Annotated in this window: 12 protein-coding genes; 6 read left to right on the forward strand and 6 right to left on the reverse strand. The window is 66.7% G+C overall.

The window, feature by feature from the left end; genetic code table 11:
* Nucleotide 1: 1 nt before the first annotated feature.
* Complete coding sequence (locus tag H289_RS0109290; protein WP_020100506.1) at nt 2–1513, reverse strand: carboxylesterase/lipase family protein; 1512 nt, start codon at nt 1511–1513, stop codon at nt 2–4.
* A gap of 79 nt (nt 1514–1592) precedes the next feature.
* Between H289_RS0109290 and H289_RS0109295 the strand changes: the two genes are divergently transcribed.
* Nucleotides 1593–2291 carry a hypothetical protein gene (locus tag H289_RS0109295; protein WP_020100507.1) on the forward strand — a complete coding sequence of 233 codons (699 nt, stop codon included), beginning with the start codon at nt 1593–1595 and terminating at the stop codon, nt 2289–2291.
* 3 nt (nt 2292–2294) lie between these two features.
* Here H289_RS0109295 and fadD11 read toward each other — a convergent pair whose 3' ends face one another.
* The 3 genes from fadD11 to H289_RS30185 all read right to left on the reverse strand — a co-directional run bounded on the left by fadD11 (nt 2295) and on the right by H289_RS30185 (nt 8457).
* A complete protein-coding gene (gene fadD11 / locus H289_RS0109300; protein ID WP_029105005.1) occupies nt 2295–4118 on the reverse strand; it encodes a fatty acid--CoA ligase FadD11 in 1824 nt (607 codons plus the stop codon).
* A gap of 63 nt (nt 4119–4181) precedes the next feature.
* Nucleotides 4182–7715, reverse strand: coding sequence for a DNA polymerase III subunit alpha (gene dnaE / locus H289_RS0109305; RefSeq protein ID WP_020100509.1), 3534 nt, complete (start codon nt 7713–7715; stop codon nt 4182–4184).
* Nucleotides 7716–7782: 67 nt separating this feature from the next.
* Nucleotides 7783–8457: a TetR/AcrR family transcriptional regulator gene (locus H289_RS30185; protein WP_196810009.1), complete on the reverse strand. Its 675-nt coding sequence runs from the start codon at nt 8455–8457 to the stop codon at nt 7783–7785.
* A gap of 391 nt (nt 8458–8848) precedes the next feature.
* Between H289_RS30185 and H289_RS0109315 the strand changes: the two genes are divergently transcribed.
* The 3 genes from H289_RS0109315 to H289_RS0109325 are packed head-to-tail and all read left to right on the forward strand — an operon-like array spanning nt 8849 to nt 11306.
* A complete protein-coding gene (locus H289_RS0109315; RefSeq protein WP_020100511.1) occupies nt 8849–9781 on the forward strand; it encodes a daunorubicin resistance protein DrrA family ABC transporter ATP-binding protein in 933 nt (310 codons plus the stop codon).
* Nucleotides 9778–10515, forward strand: coding sequence for an ABC transporter permease (locus H289_RS0109320; protein ID WP_029105006.1), 738 nt, complete (start codon nt 9778–9780; stop codon nt 10513–10515). The genes H289_RS0109315 and H289_RS0109320 overlap by 4 nt, the downstream gene beginning before the upstream one ends.
* On the forward strand, nt 10512–11306 hold the full coding sequence (locus tag H289_RS0109325) for an ABC transporter permease (protein WP_029105007.1): 795 nt from the start codon (nt 10512–10514) through the stop codon (nt 11304–11306). The genes H289_RS0109320 and H289_RS0109325 overlap by 4 nt, the downstream gene beginning before the upstream one ends.
* Before the next feature lie 22 nt (nt 11307–11328).
* On the opposite strand, the gene H289_RS0109330 is transcribed toward H289_RS0109325, so the two are convergent.
* Together H289_RS0109330 and H289_RS0109335 are read right to left on the reverse strand one after the other, a co-directional pair.
* Entirely contained in the window at nt 11329–12255 is a 927-nt protein-coding gene (locus H289_RS0109330) for a glycosyltransferase family 2 protein (RefSeq protein WP_029105008.1), read from the reverse strand.
* Between the two features lie 16 nt (nt 12256–12271).
* On the reverse strand, nt 12272–13588 hold the full coding sequence (locus tag H289_RS0109335; RefSeq protein ID WP_029105009.1) for a UDP-glucose dehydrogenase family protein: 1317 nt from the start codon (nt 13586–13588) through the stop codon (nt 12272–12274).
* An 882-nt stretch (nt 13589–14470) separates the two neighbouring features.
* On the opposite strand from H289_RS0109335, the gene H289_RS0109340 reads away from it, so the two are divergent.
* Complete coding sequence (locus H289_RS0109340; protein WP_167542128.1) at nt 14471–15325, forward strand: glycosyltransferase; 855 nt, start codon at nt 14471–14473, stop codon at nt 15323–15325.
* 43 nt (nt 15326–15368) lie between these two features.
* A complete protein-coding gene (locus H289_RS0109345) occupies nt 15369–16139 on the forward strand; it encodes an FkbM family methyltransferase (protein ID WP_020100514.1) in 771 nt (256 codons plus the stop codon).
* Nucleotides 16140–16205 lie beyond the last annotated feature (66 nt).

Here is a 16205-nt window from a genome sequence, read left to right on the forward strand (position 1 = left end):
CCTAGCCGTGGACCAGTGAAAAGCCTTCCCAGGCTTGACGCTGCTCGGCGCGGGGGTCGAACTCGACACGCGTCTTGCGGTCGAAGACGAGGACGGCGCGGTCGTCGGCGTCGTACCGTGGCCAGTCCTCGCCCGGGACGCCCGTGCGGGCGAATGCGCGCCACCGGTTCTGCACGTCATTGCTGATCCGCAGCGCCGACTTGCGGTCCATGGCGGCGGTCAGCAGCGAACCCAGCGGAGTGCGGTACACGTCGAAGACCGCCAGTAGTTCGGTGGCGTGCGTGGCACCGAGGCCCGTCCAATGCAGCGCCGGCGGCGCGTAGTCGTACCGGTACGCGTAGGTGGGCGCGTGGTGCATGTGCGCGCCGGCGATCTCCCACGACGCCGTGCCGAAGGCGAAGTCGCCGCCGAGCTTGATACAGGCGTCCGCCGATTGCGGGTAACCCGGATAGGCCCCGATGATCCGGGCGCGCTGCTCGGCCGGCACATGGGCCAGGATGCGTTCGATCATGGCCTCGTTGGTGGGCAGCAGCTGCATGAACTTGGTGAACAGGCGGCCCTCGTCGGCGTTGCTCCCCACGATCAGCGGAACCGGGTGGGCCCGCTCCTCGCGCATCGCAACAATCGGATCTTCGGGCAGGAACTCGGTTCCGCACGCCGGCCCGGCCGGGAAGGCGCCCGGCATGTCGGCCACCGCCCCGTGGATGACGCGGTCCAGCGCCGCCATCAGCTCAACCGGTCTCGCCGACATCAGCGCGGCGGCGCCGTCCCGCTCGCCGGCTCCCAGCTGCTCGGCGAACTGCTTCGCGAACTGGGCCGCAGCGTCGGGTGAACGCACCATGCCGCTGGCGGGACTCTCGGCAATCGCTTGGTGGAAAAGGCCTTTCGCCTGCGGCACGGCGAGCAGCGTCGCCACGGCATGGGCGCCGGCGCTCTCCCCGAAAATGGTGACGTTGTCCGGATCGCCGCCGAACACCGCGATGTTGGTCCGCACCCACTGCAGGGCCGCCACCAGGTCGCGCAGGAACAGGTTGTCGTCCAGCGGATGCTCCGCGGTGGCCAGGGTCGACACATCGAAGCAGCCGAGTGCGCCCAGCCGGTAGTTGGCCGAGACGAAGATGCAGCCGCGCCGCGCGAGTGCGGCCCCGTCGTATATCGGGGTGGCAGAACTGCCGAGGATGTAGCCGCCGCCGTGGATGAAGAACATCACGGGCAGCGGCTCGCCGGTGGGCTGCTCGGGCGTCACCACGTTGAGGGTCAGGCAGTCCTCGCCCATCGGCTGGTACTTGCCCACACTGAGCATCGTGTATTTGCGGTCCTGCGGCGCGCAGTAGGTGAAGCCATGGCAGTACCGCACGCCGCGCCAGGGCTGCACGGGTTGCGGGGCCCGGTAGCGCCACGGGCCGACCGGCGGCCGCGCGTAGGGCACGGAACGCCAGCGGTGCACGCCGTCGCGGGTGAAGCCCTCGATGGTTCCGCTGTCGATCGTCACGCGGACGGTACGTTCGTGCATAAATGGACACTATCGAAAATCTGTAATCACCGGGGTGCCTGAGCCGCGTGTTGCACCCCTGCCGGTTACCCTGGCGGGCATGCGACTTCCGGTGGTCCTCGCGGCATGTGCCCTGGTTGCGGGTTGTGCCGCCACGTCGGACCAGCACGGACGGCCCGGCGTGGCGATCTCGGAGCCGTCACTGTCGGCCACCGCACCATCGAGTCGTCCCCCGGCTCCGACGCCGAAAGCCGCACCCACCACGCCGCCGCCGGCGGGCGCACCCGTCGCCGATGTGATCGCCTGGGTGGAGTCCGGTACCCCGGCCGACCCGGCGGGCTTCCACGCCGCGAGACGTGACGGCACGCCCACAGATCTGGGTACCGACATCGCGTTCACCACGGCGTCGGGCGCCAACTGCATGACCGACAAGAGTTTCAACGGCACGCTGGCATGCCTGACGCACCTGAAGTCCCCGCCGCCGCAACCGGCCGACACCTATGGCCACTGGGTGGGCGGCTGGGTCGATTTCGAGGGGCCGACAGCGGAAGTCGGCTCGGTGCACGGAGATCCGGGACGATTCAACAAGGGCAGCGGCCCCAAGCTCAAAGACGGGCAGAGCCTGCGGTTCGGCGACTACCAGTGCCGCGCCGACGCCACCGGGCCGGTCTGCGTGAACTACGCGCGCCGCACCGCGGTCCGGTTCAGCGACGCCGGCATTCAGACCTTCGGCTGCCTGACGCCGGTGCTCCCGGCACCCGAAGGTGTCGGACTGAAGTTCGCCTGCACGACGACCTGATGGTCAATTCGCCGCGGCGGCAGTCACTTTCGGTTCGTGGACGGTCGGACCCGGGTCCGCCGCGTAGAGGGCCTCGATCTCGGCGGCGTACTTCTCGACGACGGGACGCCGCTTGAGCTTCATGGTCAACGTGATCTCGTCTCCCCCGGGCTCCCAGAACGTCGGCAACACCGAGAACCGCTTGATCTGCTCGACGCGCGACAACTCGGTATTGCCCTGGGCCACACCGGCGGCGATCTGCGCGATCAGTTCGGGGTCGGCGGCCAGCGCCTCGGGTGACGCGTCGGCGAGTCCACGCTGCGCGGCATAGGGGCCGGCGGACTCGGCGTCGAGCACGATGAGCGCGGTGTTGTACGGCCGCGCGTCGCCGATGGCCATCACCACGCCGATCAGCGGGCACGCGGCCTTGATGGATTTCTCGATGTTGGCGGGCGACATGTTCTTGCCGGCCGCGTTGATGATCAGTTCCTTCTTGCGGTCGACGATGGTCAGGTAACCCTCGTCGTCGATCTGGGCGACGTCGCCGGTGTGCAACCAGCCGTCCGCGTCGAGCGCCTCGGCCGTCTTGGCCGGTTCTTTCCGGTAACCCTTCATGACCAGCGGCGCCCGCACCAGCAGCTCGCCGTCATCGGCCAGCCGGCATTCGACTCCGGGCAGGGGCCTGCCGACGGTACCGAGTTTGGTGTCGCGCGGATGACTCACCGTGGCAACACAACTCAGCTCCGACATACCCCACAGCTCGGTCATCGGGAGCCCGAGTCCGACGAAGAAACCGAGGGTCTGCACCGGGATCGGCGCCGCGCCGGAAACCGCCCACCGCACCTGGTCCAGGCCCAGTCGTTCGCGCAGTTTGGACAGCACCAGGTCGTCGGCGGTGGCCCACTCGGCGGCGATCTCGTCGGGCACCGGCTGGTGCGCGAGCAGCGCCGCGGCCTTCTTGGCGCCGACCGACAGGGCCCACTGCAGCGCCGCCCGCTTCATCTCATCGCGCTCATTGGCGACCGCGAATTCGACTGCGGCCTTGAGCTTTTCCCACACGCGCGGCACCCCGCCCCACACCGTCGGCCGGACCTCGGGCAATGCCGCGGCGATCGCGCGGACGTCCGCGACACAGGTGAGCTGCGTGCCGAACACCTCCTGGAAATACAGCCCGGTCAGGCGATCGGCGATGTGGGCCGTCGGCAGGTAGGACGTGCCACGGTCGCCGAATCGGATGCCCAGCACGTCGTCCACCGCGAACGCCTCGAACAGGATGTTGGCGTGCGTCATCTCCACGCCCTTCGGCTTGCCGGTGGTACCCGAGGTGTAGATGAGCGTGACGACGTCGTCGGCGCGGACCGCGCGCCAGGTGGCCTCGAAGTCAAAGTCGGCGGGCGCGGCGGCCAGCAGCTCGTCGACGCTCAACGCACCGTCGGCCGCCCCGTCGATGACGACGATGTGTTCGATCGGTGCGCCGCTGGCGCGGATGCGGTCGACGAATTGTGCCTCGCACATCACGACTTTCGTGCCGGCGTTGCCGAAGACATGCGCCAGGTCCGCCGGCGGCAACGTGTTGTACACCGAGAACGACGTGGCGCCCACGTGCTGCGCGCCGACCTCGAGCGGATAGAACTCAACCCGGTTGGCCATCATCAGCGACACCGTGTCGCCGCGGGCCACCCCGAGCCCGCTGAGCCCGGCGGCAACGGCGCGCACCTGTGCGGAGTACTGCGCCCAGGTGAGCGTCGGTCCGCCGCCGGCGGTGCGCAATGCGACGACGTCCGGATCGAGCGCCGCCGTCAGCTGGAAGGCTTCACACAAGGTGGTCGGACGCTGCGCTGCGGACATGGGAGCCTCCTCGTTCGGCCCCATGATCGAAGCACAGCCGGGCCCACCTCGGGATGGTTCCAGCTAACCTCCGAGACAGCCCGGACCCAGCAGAGCCTTCAAGTCACCCATCAACGCCGACGACGGTGTCACGCGCAGCGTCTGGTCCAGTTCCAGGGTGGTGATCCGGTCCCCGCTGATGAGCCGCAGATGCACCTGAGAGGTGCCCGGGTGGTGGGCCAGCACCTGCTTGAGCGCGCTGACCTTCTCCGGGGTGCACTGCCGGGTCGGCAGGCTCACCGCGAGCGGACGGTCGGCCTGCGCATTCGAAAAGTCCGGCACCACAAGGTCACTGGCGAAGATCGAGACCCGCTCGTCCTCGACCCGGGCCTTGCCGCTCACCAGCACGATGGCGTCGTCCATGATGTCGGCACCGAACACGGCGTAGGTCTTCGGGAAGAAGTTCACCGTCACCGAACCGTTGAGGTCTTCCAATTGGGCTGAGGCCCAGGGCAATCCCTGCTTGTTGACCCGTCGTACCACGCCCGCCAGAATGCCGCCGATGCGGACCTGCGAGTCGTTGGCGACAGCACCCTCGAGGATGGCCGGAATCTGGGTGTCCACCTGAGCAGTGAGCAGGTGCGCGACGCCGTTGAGCGGATGGCCGGAAACGTACAGGCCCAGCATCTCTCGCTCCAGGGCGAGCTTGTGCTTGTCGTCCCACTCGTCGTCGGGGACCTTGATGGTGAAGGCCGCATCGCCGGCATCCCCGGCGTCACCGCCGCCGAACAGGTCGAACTGGCCCATCGCCTCGGCCTTCTTGGTGCCGAGCACCGAGTCGACCGCGTCGGCGTGCACCAGGAACAGGCCCTTGCGGGCGTGGCCCAGCGAGTCGAAAGCGCCTGCCTTGACCAGAGATTCGGTGACCCGCTTGTTGCAGGCCGTGATGTCGATCTTGCTGAGGTAGTCGGAGAAATCGGTGTATTTCCCCTTGTCGGTGCGGGCCGCGATGATGGACTGCACCACGTTGGCGCCGACGTTGCGCACACCGCCCAGCCCGTAGCGGATGTCCTTGCCGACCGAGGCGAAGTTGTGCACCGACTCGTTGACGTCCGGCGGCAGCACGGTGATGCCCAGGCGGCGGCAATCCGCCAGGTAGATCGCGGCCTTGTCCTTGTCGTCACCGACCGAGGTCAGCAGACCCGCCATGTACTCGGCCGGATAGTTGGCCTTGAGGTAGGCGGTCCAGAACGACACCAGGCCGTACCCGGCAGCGTGCGACTTGTTGAACGCGTAGCCGGCGAACGGCAGCACCGTGTCCCAGAGCGCGGTGATCGCCGCCTGCGAGAAGCCGTTCTGCTTCATGCCGTCGGCGAACCCGCCGTAGGCCTCGTCGAGGATTTCCTTCTTCTTCTTACCCATCGCGCGACGCAGCAGGTCTGCTTGGCCGAGCGAGTAGCCCGCCACCTTCTGCGCGATGTGCATGATCTGCTCTTGGTAGACGATCAAACCGTAAGTCTCGGAAAGGATGTCGCGCAGCGGCTCTTCGAGCTCCGGGTGGATCGGCTTGATCTCCTGCAGCCCGTTCTTACGCTTGGCGTAGTCGGTGTGCGCATCCACACCCATCGGACCCGGCCGGTACAGCGCCAGGACGGCCACGATGTCCTCGAAGCCCGTCGGCCGCATCAGTTTCAGCAGATCACGCATCGCGGAACCGTCGAGCTGGAACACCCCGAGCGTGTCGCCGCGCGCCAGCAGCTCGTAGGTTTTCGAGTCGTCCAGGCTCAGGTGATCGAGGTCCAGATCGATGCCGCGGTTGGCCTTGATGTTCTCCAGGGCGTCACCGATGACGGTGAGGTTGCGCAGCCCCAGGAAGTCCATCTTCAGCAGACCGATGGCCTCACACGACGGGTAGTCCCAGCCGGTGATGATGGCGCCGTCCTGGGCGCGCTTCCACATCGGGATGGCATCGATGAGCGGCTCGGAGCTCATGATCACCGCACAGGCGTGCACGCCGGCGTTACGGACCAGGCCCTCCAGGCCGCGGGCGGTCTCGTAGATGGTGCGCACGTCCGGGTCGGTGTCGATCAGCGCACGGACCTCGGCGGCTTCCTTGTACCGCTCGTGGTTGGGGTCGGTGATGCCCGCCACCGAGATGTCCTTGGCCATGATCGGCGGCGGCAGCGCCTTGGTGATCCGGTCGGCGATGGCGAAGCCCGGCTGCCCGTAGTGGACGCGGGCCGAATCTTTCAGCGCCGCTTTGGTTTTGATGGTACCGAAGGTGATGACCTGGGCGACGCGGTCACTGCCCCACTTCTCGCTGGCGTAGCGCACCATCTCACCGCGGCGGCGGTCGTCGAAGTCGATATCGATATCGGGCATCGACACGCGCTCGGGGTTGAGGAAGCGCTCGAACAGCAGACCGTGCGGGATGGGGTCGATGTTGGTGATGCCCATCGCCCAGGCGACGAGCGAACCGGCCGCCGAACCTCGGCCCGGGCCCACCCAGATACCGACTTCGCGCGCGTGGCTGATGAGGTCACCGACGACGAGGAAGTACGCCGGGAAGCCCATCTGCACGATGACGCTGATCTCGTACTCGGCGCGGTCGAGGTACTCCTGCGGCGGGCCGGCCGGGAAACGCCGGTCCAGGCCACGCAGCACCTCTTTACGCAGCCACGTGGCCTGCGTCTCGCCCTCGGGCACCGGGAAGATCGGCATCCGGTCGTGGAACTTCCAGACGTCGGCGTAGGACTCGACGCGCTCGGCGATCAGCAACGTCGAATCGCAGGCACCGGGTACCTGGTGGTCCCACATGGCCCGCATGTCCGCGGCCGACTTGAGGTAGTAGCCGTCACCGTCGAACTTGAACCGCGTCGGGTCGGACAGCGTCTTGCCGGTCTGGATACACAGCAGCGCCTCGTGGTTGTGCGAGGCCTCACGGGTGACGTAGTGGCAGTCGTTGGTGGCCAGCGGCGGGATGCCGAGCTTCTTGCCGATGTCCAGCAGGCCCTCGCGGACCCGGCGCTCGATCTCGATGCCGTGGTCCATCAGCTCGAGGAAGAAGTTCTCCTTGCCGAAGATGTCCTGCCACTTGGCCGCGGCCTCGATGGCTTCCTGCTCGTGTCCGAGGCGCAGTCGAGTCTGCACCTCGCCCGACGGGCAGCCGGTGGTGGCGATGATGCCCGCGGAGTGCTCGGCGATGATCTCCGCGTCCATGCGGGACCACTTGCCGAGCTGACCTTCGAACGACGCCAGCGACGACAGCTTGAACAGGTTGCGCAGACCGGTCGCGTTCTCCGCGACCATCGTCATGTGGGTGTACGAACCACTACCCGAGACGTCGTCGCTCTTCTGGCTCGGGTCACCCCAGGTGATGCGCTTGGTGTTGAAGCGCGACGCGGGCGCGATGTACGCCTCGATGCCGATGATCGGCTTGATGCCCTCTTTGGTGGCGGTGTTGTAGAACTCGCTGGCGCCGAACATGTTTCCGTGGTCGGTCATGCCGATCGCCGGCATGCCCAACCGGATGGCTTCCTGCACCATAGGCTTGACCTTCGCAGCACCGTCCAGCATCGAGTACTCGGTGTGATTGTGGAGGTGCACGAACTGGCTCATAGGGCTGCCAGTCTAAAACGGGCCACCGACACGTCTCGGCGTGTCGGGCTCTGTGTCGTCGGCGGGACTACGACGACGCCGTGGCGGCCGCGGGCGCGGGCTCTCCGGCGGGCCCGGCTGCCGTTGCCACGGAACCCACCAGCAACCCCTTGTGCAACACCTGTTGCAGTTGCTTAGTTACCGCCTCGACACGATCCCGGTCGGCCACCAGCCCGGCATAGAACCCGAGCCCCCACACCATGGTGTACAGCAGATCGGCAACAGGGGCCACAGCCGTCCCGGCAGGCAACTCGCCGCGCGCGACGGCGTCCCGCACAGCCTGGTCCATGAATTTGCGGACGGCGGCCTTCGCGTCCCGGCGCGGCGCCGGTAGCCGGTCGGCCTCCAGATACGAACTGACCAGCAGCGCCACACTGCCCGGCTCATGGACACCGGCGTTGCGGAATTCGGTGATGAGCACCGAAATCTGTGCTGGAAGAGTGGATTCCGCGCCGGCACGGGCGATGCAGAGGTCGATCGTCGTGGCGATCTCGTTCAGCAGGCAGTGGTAGATGTCCTCGCGCGTCTGGAAGTGGTAATGCAGCGTAGGACGGCTCAACTCGGCGATCTCGGCGATGGCCTGGATGGTGGTGGCGTGGTAGCCACGGACCGCGATCACCTCGCGCGCGGCGCCCAGGATGCGCGCCCGGGTCTGTGCCGAATCGGTGCCCGCCGGGCGACCCCGACGGCGTGTTGCCTTCACTGGGAGAACATCGAGATGCACCATGCCACGTCCTCGCACAGAAAGGGATATTTACGAATTCAGCAAACTCTAAGACATAGCTGATACATGGTCAACCGCAACCCCGCCAACCGTCGACCGGCTTGCCCCGTGCGACCCGCCCGCGTGGTCGATTCAGTCCGGTGACCGGCACAGACGGCGGCGTGTCCGGCGGTCGAGCGGCGACACATGCCGCGGCGGCAACGAGTACCGCTATTCATTTGCCCGAAAATTTGTCGCCGACGTAGAGATTCGGCAACCGAATCGCGGCCCGGACGCGGCCCTCGCCCGGCGACACATAGTGATGATGTCCACATCGCGGCGGGCGCTGTGCGAATTGAATGCACGGTCGCTCTCTGTATCGTATGAGTCCGTGATCGAGCTCATTAGCGTCGCCAAGACTTTTGGCGGGTCCGTTCCCGCACTCCGCGACGTGAGCTTTTCCGTCCCCACGGGCTCTGTGTGTGCGTTGCTGGGACACAACGGCGCCGGCAAGACGACGACGGTCAAGATCCTGTCAACCTTGCTCAAGCCGAGCTCGGGCCAGGCCATCGTCGCCGGCTACGACGTGGCAAAGGAACCCGCGAAGGTCCGGCAGTCCATCGGCGTCACCGGACAGGACGCCGCCCTCGACCTCCGGCTGACCGGACGGGAGAACCTCGTCCTGTTCGGACGCCTGCGCGGCCTGCGGCGCGGCGAAGCCCGCAGCCGGGCCGACGAACTGATCACCCAATTCGACATGGGACACGCCGCGGACCGTCAGGTGAGCGGGTACTCCGGCGGTATGCGCCGCCGGATCGACATCGCGGTCTCGCTCGTCGTCCCGCCGAAGGTGCTGTTCCTCGATGAGCCGACCACCGGCCTCGACCCGCGCAGCCGCCGCGACGTCTGGAATCTGGTGTCCTCGATGAAGGCCCAGGGCATCACGGTCCTGCTGACGACGCAGTACCTGGAGGAAGCCGACATCCTCAGCGATTCCATCGTCATCCTCAACGGCGGGCAGATCGTCGCCCGCGGGACGGCCGACGAGCTCAAGCGCCAGACGGGCTCGAGCTACTGCGAGATGACGCCCCTCAACCCGGATGACCTGCCGCGCATCGCGACGGCCCTGGCGGACTTCGACGAGATCGAGGTCGACACCGACGCGACGACGGTGTCGGTACCGGCGCCGGGCGGCGTCGCGACCCTGACCGAGGTCTTCCGCCGGATGGACGAGATCGGCGTCGAACTCATCGACATCTCTCTGCGCCGCCCCTCACTCGACGAGGTGTTCCTCCACCTCACCACCCCGGTCAAGTCGAAGTGACGGCGTTCGGACTCCTGACGGCCCGCATCCTCCGCAAGGGCTGGCTGGACCTCGTCTTCGCCGTACTGGTGCCGGTATCCACGCTGATCGGCCTCACCTTCATGCTCGGTGACGTCATCGCCACCGGCGACATGAGCTACGTGCAGTACATCCTGCCCGCGGTCGTCGTCCAGGCGATGTTGTTCGGCGCCCTGACCACGACCGACCGGGCCGCCGGGGAGAAGGCCAGCGGACTCGGCGCCCGCATGCGCACGCTCCCCATCTCTCCCTATGCGCCATTCCTGGCCCGCATGGCCTACTGCCTGATCCGCGGACTACTGGCATTGGTCGCCTCGGTGCTGGCCGCGTACCTGTTCGGATTCCGCCTGACGACAGGTTTCGGCTATGCGGCCGCCTTCATCGTGCTGGCGCTGACGTTGACCCTGGCCGTGTCCTTCGGCGCCGACGCCACCGGCTCAAAGGCCGGACGTGCCGAGGTGGCCAGCCAGCTGCTGCTGATCCCCCAGCTGTTCCTGGTGATGCTGTCGACCGGCCTGGCGCCCGTCGAGGCGTTTCCCACGTGGCTGCATTCTTTCGTGCGCTACCAACCGGTTTCGCTGATCACCGACGCGCTGCGCGGATTCACCAGCGGTCACATCGACACGGGCATCCTCGGCGCCAGCATCGCGTGGACCGTCGGGCTGTTGGTCGTCTTCGGCGCTGTCGCGGTTCGACTTCAGGAGCGCTCATCGTGAATCCGACCAAACAGCACCAACATTCGCGCCTCACCGAGAGCTGGATATTCGCGAGCCGGCTGTTCATCCAGTGGCGCCGGTACCCGATGGTGCCCGTGCAGGCCCTGGTGTTCCCGACCCTGCTGCTGCTCATCTACGGCATCCTGGTCGGCAAGTCGATGGTCCGCCTCACCGGCAACAGCGGACTGGATGTCCTGATCCCCGTGTGCACGCTGGCCGGTGCCATGTCGGGCGCCATCGGCGCCGGTCTGGCCGTCCCCCACGACCGCGACAGCGGTCTGCTGACGCGGCTGTGGATCATGCCGGTCCGGCGGACGTCTCCCCTGACCGGCGCGCTGCTCGCCGAGGCGCTGCGCACCTTTGCGGCATCGGCGTTCGTGGTGGCGGCCGGTTACCTGATGGGCTTCCGGTTCTCGGGCAGCTGGATCGCGCTGGTGGTCTATCTGTTGATCCCCGTCGCCATCGTGGTGGTGTTCGCCACCATCGTGATCACGCTGGCCCTGCGACCCCAGGGCCGGATGATCCTCACCTGGACCAACACCGCGTGCATGGGCCTGGCGTTCGCGACGCTGATCCCGCCGGCGAAGATTCCGGCCGCGCTGCGCCCGATCGCCGACTACCAGCCGATCGCACCGGCGGCCGCCGCCATGCGGGCTCTGTCGAACGGCGGTGCGTTCTGGCAGCCCCTCGCCGTGGCGACGCTCTGGCTCGTGGTGATCGCGGCAGTCGTCGTGCCGCTGGCGGTGCGTTCGTACCGCGCGGCAGTCGAGGGCGGCAAGGTCGACGGCTGAGCCCGCCGGACTCGGCCCAGGCCTAGTCCGTGTCCCGGGACACGTCGAAATGGACCGGCATCTCGAACTCCTTGCGCTTCAGCTGCGCCGCGAAATAGCCGTACTGGAAAGCGATTCCGAGGATCGCGGTCGCCGCCAGCTCCGACACCGGGCGGCGCAGCTCGGCACGCATCGTCGTCCACGCTTCCGCGGGTGAGACACGTGCGGGCGCATGGGTGCCCTTGCTGACCGAGTCATTGCGGTGCGCCCAGCGGATGTACGCGTTGCTGTTGCCGTAGCGCTTCCACTGGCTGGCCAGATCGCGGATCGCCGTCCGCGGCTCCCACTCCATCAGCACCCGCGTGTCGGTGGCGATGGTGCCGAGCGACTGGTCCTGGATCCGCCAGCAGATATCGAGATCGCCGCCACCGCGCATCGCCCGGAACCCGTCCACCTTCTCGAATGCGATCCGGTCGATACCGAGATTGCAGGTCGGGTAGTAGTCGGGCCGTGGCGGCACCATGCCGACGACGGCCTTCATCGCGCCGCCGCCGCGGGGCAGCATGAACGGCTGCATCTTTGCCGCCATCCGGGCAGCCACCGTCGGCCCCGACAACGTGCGAACGTTGGTGCAGGACAACGCAACTCCCGGCTGTGCCTGCAGCGCCCGGTGCGCGTCGAGCAGACCGGGCAGCGGCCGGCAGCGGCCGTCGATGAAGAGCAGGATGTCGGCGTCCGACCGGCTCGCGGCGACCTGGCGCGCGTAGTACGGACCCCGGCTGTTCGTCAGCGTCACGACGCGCGCGCCCAACGAGCGCGCGACCGCCGCGGTCTCGTCGACCGATGCGTCGTCGACGACGGTGACCCGGTCACCGTCGGACAGCTGATCGAGCAACGGCCGCAACAGGCCCGGAAGGTGATCGGCCATGTCGCGGACCGGAATGATCACGTCGATCGTCTGACCCGCCATGGATCAATCTCCTCTACTAGACGTGCAATCCGCCACGACCGAGGGAGTACACCTGCCACCCGGCCCGCGACCAGCTCTCGCGGTCGATGACGTTCCGGGTGTCCAGCAGGCGTGGCTCCTTCACCACCGAGCGGAACGCCTCCGGGTCGATGTTGGTGTACTCGTCCCACTCCGTCGCCAGCACGATGAGATCCGCGTTCCGGCAGGCCTCCTCGGCGCTGTCGAAGTAGCCGAGCGTCGGGAACCGGGCCTTGGCGTTGTCGATCGCCTTCGGATCGTGGACGCGGACGTCGGCGCCCTTCAAGTGCATCGCGGCAGCCACGTTCAGCGCCGGCGAGTCACGGACGTCGTCGCTGTTGGGCTTGAACGCGGCACCCAGGACGGCGATGCTCTGGCCGAGGAACTCCCCACCGACGACCGCACGCGCGACCGACACGGCCTTCTCCCGGCGGCGCAGGTTGATCTTGTCGACCTCGTGCAGGAACCGCAGCGCGTCCGAGGCGCCCAGCTCGCCGGCCCGGGCGCTGAACGCCCGGATGTCCTTGGGCAGGCAGCCGCCGCCGAAGCCCAGGCCCGCGTTCAGGAAGCGCTTGCCGATGCGGTCGTCGTACCCGAGCGCGCGGCTGAGCACCGTGACGTCGGCGTCGACGATCTCGCACACCTCGGCCATGGCGTTGATGAACGAAATCTTGGTCGCCAGAAAAGCATTCGCGGCGACCTTCACCAGTTCGGACGTCGGGAGGTCCGCCGTCAGATAGGGCGTGCCGCCGTCGAGCAAAGAGCCGTACACCTCTTGCAGCGTCTTCTCGGCGTACTCGGAGGTGACCCCGAACACCAGGCGGTCGGGCTGCAACGTGTCCTCGATGGCCTTGCCCTCGCGGAGGAACTCCGGATTCCACGCCACTTCGAGATCCGTCGAGGTCTTCGCCACCTCGTCGGCAAGGCGCTGGGCCGTGCCGACCGGAACGGTCGACTTACCGACGACCAGCCCCGCACAGTCGGCGTTGGCGGCCACTGCGCGGAAGGCGCTGTTGACGTACTCGATGTTCGCGGCGTCGGAGCCGGCCATCTGCGGGGTACCGACACAGACGAAATGCACCGAAGCGCCGGACACCGCTTCCTGCACCGACTGGGTGAAACGCAGCCGGCCGGTGGCGAGCACCGTGGCGAGCAGTTCGTCGAACCCGGGCTCGTAGAACGGCGAGGTACCGGCCGACAAGGCGGCGATCTTCGACGCGTCGGTGTCGTACGCGACGACCTCGTGCCCGATATGTGCCATGCAAGCGGCGTGAACGGCACCCAGATAGCCCGTTCCAATCACGCTCAATCTCATATAGCCGAACTCCACGTCGTCGCAGTTACTTTCCGGCCACCCGAGGGGTCGCCGGTCGATCATTTCAGCGCGCTCCACGCACGGTCGGGACGCACGGACCCGGGATTATTCGAGAGCAGCAGCCGTCGCAGCTAAGTACACCACACTGTGCCGCCGGGGCTTCGGTGAGACGCCGCGAACTGAGGTCCGGCCGTCCCGACGGTGGCGCGCGCAGCTGGCGGCGTTGCGGCCGCCGCCAGGTCCTGGAATCCGGGCATGCCGCACCACCCTTTGCTCGATCGACGCCGCCGGACGTCAATCCGGTTCCTATGACGTTGCTGTGACGGTGCCGCAAATGCGATTGTGCCGATTACGGGCCCGAAATGCACACTATTTGGCGGCACTTGATTGCCGGTCGGCGGTGTCCACGACAATTGACCATGCGAACCGTTATTTGCCAGAGATATGCGAGGCAACGCAATTGTTGTCGACGTCAGAATTGCGGCCCGAAACCCCCTCCGACCACGCAATCTCTTGAAGTCCGGCCGGAGTTGGGACGGCCGTTTGCATTGGTAAACAAACGAAATTCCCGGGCGTCCCGGTAATTCCCACATATATGGCAGATTTGCGGCGGGTAACTGTAGAGTCCGCTGCATGGCGCGTTCGCTCACCCGGCCTGCACAGCCAACTCTTGATGCCCCTGCCGCCAAGGAAACAAACCCGATTCGGGTCGCGGTATGGCCACACTGGTTGGACAACCCCTATTTGCCCAACATGATCGATGGGTTACGCGCGGAAGGCCTGGAAGTTTCCGCGCCACATATTCTGAGTATCGAATCCGCGCGACTGCACAGTGGCGATTGGCTGCACCTGCATTGGTCCACCGAAGCGCACACCAGCCACGTGCGGTGGATATACGAAGCGCGGGCCGCGGCATTCAACCGGCAATTGCAAATACTGAAACGGCGCGGCGTGCGCATCGCCTGGACGGCGCACAACCTCGTGCCACACGATGATCCGCACCCCGACCTGGGCCGCAGCATCCGCAAGGACCTGCTCGCGCTCGTCGACCACGTGTTCATCCACTTTCCCAGCGCCCAGGAGACGCTCGCGCGGGAATTCGGCTACACGGGACCGTGCACCGTGGTTCGACACCCGCACTACATCGACTCACATCCGGCACCGCCGTCACAGCTGGAGGCGCGCGCCAAACTCGGCCTGCCCGCCGACGGCTTCGTCGCACTGTCCTTCGGATTGCTGCGCCCCTACAAGGGCATCAGCGACATCATCCACGCCTTCCAGAAGGTCGCCAGAGACCAGGACCGGCTGATCCTGGCCGGCAATCCACAGGGTGACGTCTCGGCGGATCTCGCCCTCGCGCGGGAAGACCCGCGAATCCTCGTGTGCGCCAAACGCATTCCGAAGTCAGAGGTTCCGCTGTACTTCGCCGCGGCCGACGGCGCCGTCATCGCCCACCGGGGCTTCTTCACCTCGGGCAGCGCGCTGCTGGCACTGAGCATGGGCTGCCCCGTGATCGGCCCCGAGGTCAACCACCTCGTCGACCTGGCCGGTGGGCAACGCCTGTACCCGATCGAGCTCGGAGTCGACGGACTGGCCGCGGGCCTCGCCGAAGCACGCGAGAAGGCCGGCAGCGTCGACCGCGAGTCGATGCGCAACTGGGCGGGCAACTACAGCAACTGGCGCGAGGCCGCCGCCCGCACCGCAGCGGTCTTCCGCGACCGCATCTACGGCCACTGAAACACGTTCTCGATCCCGTCAAGGAATGCAACGAATAGCAAATATGTTCTCCGCATCAGCACTCCGCGCCCGCCAACTCGTCAACTGGGAGTTGCGCAAAGGTGAGCCCGAGCTCAGACTCCTTGCGGTACTCAAGGATTCAAGCCACGACTTTCTCGATGTCGGCGCGAATGCGGGCGTCTATTCGTACTACGCACTGAACCGCTTCCGCAAAGTAGTTGCCGTAGAAGCGCATCCGGTCATGGCGTCCAGCTTGCGCCGGATCATCAAGCCGGATAATCGGGTTCTGCCGGTGGCATTGTCCGACCGAATTGGTGAGACGACATTTCATATCCCCACCCGCCGCGGCCGTGATGTCCTCACCAGGAGTTCATTACAGGAAGACGCCAATCCGGGTTTCGATCTGCGCACCATCACCGTGCCGACCACGACCATCGACGAGCTCGGTCTGAATCAGCTCGGCGTGCTCAAGATCGATGTGGAAGGCCACGAATCGGCCGTTCTCCGCGGCGGCGTGCGAACTCTGCAAACAGCGAAGCCGACGTGCATCGTCGAATGCGAGGAACGGCATAACGCCGGGGGCGTCGCACAGACCTTCGCGTTTTTCGACACCATGGGATACCAGGGCTATTTCCTGCACCGCGGCGCGCTCCGGCACGTGGCCGAATTCGACACCACGGCATTGCAGCGGCCCGAGGCCGCGAAGTCGGTCGGCGGAAAGCGCTCGCCCGACTATGTGAACAACTTCATCTTCATCCACCCGAACAACGCGGCGCAGCTGGCGGGCATTCGTCAGGTGTTCAGCGGCCGCTGACGCCGGCTCGCGGTCGAGTCCCCCCGGCATCACCCCCGCTCACGACACGAATCGACGGATTCGTCA

The sequence above is a fragment of the Mycobacterium sp. 360MFTsu5.1 genome (assembly GCF_000383495.1).
GTDB classification, from domain to species: Bacteria; Actinomycetota; Actinomycetes; order Mycobacteriales; family Mycobacteriaceae; genus Mycobacterium; species Mycobacterium mucogenicum_B.